The organism is Allobosea sp. 01N443, from assembly GCF_056399325.1.
Genome location: NZ_JBFTRC010000374.1, coordinates 1 through 1641, shown reverse-complemented (window position 1 = coordinate 1641; position 1641 = coordinate 1). Strand labels below are relative to the sequence as shown.

Here is a 1641-nt window from a genome sequence, read left to right as displayed (position 1 = left end):
GCGGATTGTGCTGCCAGTGCGTCACGCGATCGCGGTTGATATTGATGTTGTTGTTGTTCCAGTTGATGTTGCCGCCCCAATAGCCGCCGGTCGCCCAGCGTCCGAGCGCGTAGGCGGTGCCGAAGGCGAGACCGGTCGCAACGACGCCGGCCGCTATGTAGCCCGTGTAGGGAAAGTAGTAGGGCGGATATTCCGGATAGGGCCAGGAGCCGTAGACGACGCTGGGCTCATAGTACGGCACATAGATGGTGTCCGGTGCCGTCGGCGCGATCGCGATGGTCTGCCTTGCGCCCTCCTGCTGCACGGTCACCGTCTGCTGCGTACCCGAGGTGAGCTTCTTGTTCTCGTAGGCCCGCGACCYCATCCGCTGGACAGCGTCCATGACGTCGGTTTCCTGAGCGAGAACTGCATCGCCGAGCTTCCGCGTCCAGTCCAGGTTCTTGCTCATCATCTCCAGCACAGACGGCGTGGCGACCAATGCCTTGACGCTATCGTCCCAGGCCTGTTTCTCCGCGGCGGCCTTGAGTGCGTCTCCCTTGTGCTTCTTGTTCTCGGCAGCCCAGCGCTGGGCCTGTACGACTTCGAGCGGATAGGTCGAGGCCATCAGCACCTGAGCCAGCAGGGTGTCCGGATAGAGCGCCACGGGAGCGAGGAGCGCGTCGAGCTGCGCTGTCGCGAGCAGGGCCTGATCGACCGGCAGGGCCGCGGGCGTCACTGCCGCGCCCGGCGAAGGAGCGGGCGCCTGCGCTTGTGCGAAGGATTGAAGGGGGGGCGCCAAGGCCAACACGCCCGCCAGCACGAACTGGAGAATCATCGCACGCTCCCGATTTCCGCTCCTTCGGGGCGCTCGCACCTCGGAAGGGCATGCTGCCGGAATGTCGAGACCAGTATCAGGACAGCCCCGGATACCGAATTCGAGCCGTTGCTAGCGCAGGTTGCTTGGGGCGGTGCCATGGGTGCGCTCCCACTCTCGCAGCGCCTCGAACGCTTCCTTGTTCGCGCGGCCCTCCTCCATGGCTTTCGTCAATAGGCCGCTCTGCTTCATCATCTGGTTCTCGTAGATGAAATCCCACATGCAGCCATTGATCTTGTTGCATGAGTTCGCTGTTCCGACGGTCTGCGCGGTAGCTGATGCGACAAGAACCGCGGCGGCCATTACGACGGACGCTGCAAGGGTGATCAGCCTGCTCATCATCAAAGCCTCCACGCTCAATTCGCGACTAACCCACGCAGGACATCGCAATGCGTTCCGACCTACCCCGTGAATTCTAGCGAATTCCTGCCAACAAGAACCTGTCCCTAAGGACAATACGCCGACGCCCCCCGATGTGCTGTTCTCAGCCTGGGGTTTTCTGCGCCAGATGGCGCGGGCGCGGCCACGCCCGCAGGCGGTCGCCGACCGGGAGGGATTCGGAAATGTCCAGTGCTGCCAAAGATGCGCGGTCGATCGACCATTTCTTCTCCGCGCCGTCCGGACGCCATGATCGGTGGCGGGACCTTCATTCCATCGCAAGGTCCTGGGCCAAAGGAGACGCAAAGCGGGGCGCCGTCGAGCAGGCCCTCGATGACCTCGGCGTGCTCGAGGAGTTCCATGCCTTTCCCGGCACGGAGCTGATCGCGGCGCTGCGCGAACGTCTCAGG

At 63.5% G+C, this 1641-nt stretch carries 3 protein-coding genes; 1 reads left to right on the top strand and 2 read right to left on the bottom strand.

From position 1 onward, the window contains the following. Both AC1DRP_RS36470 and AC1DRP_RS36465 read right to left on the bottom strand, forming a co-directional pair. Positions 1-814 (bottom strand): DUF3300 domain-containing protein (locus AC1DRP_RS36470; RefSeq protein WP_476771124.1); only part of this gene is annotated, 814 nt, incomplete at its 3' end. A 111-nt stretch (positions 815-925) separates the two neighbouring features. Continuing rightward, positions 926-1195, bottom strand: coding sequence for a hypothetical protein (locus AC1DRP_RS36465; RefSeq protein ID WP_476771123.1), 270 nt, complete (start codon positions 1193-1195; stop codon positions 926-928). Between the two features lie 221 nt (positions 1196-1416). On the opposite strand from AC1DRP_RS36465, the gene AC1DRP_RS36460 reads away from it, so the two are divergent. Continuing rightward, the coding region (locus tag AC1DRP_RS36460) for a hypothetical protein (protein ID WP_476771122.1) at positions 1417-1641 on the top strand (225 nt) is incomplete at its 3' end.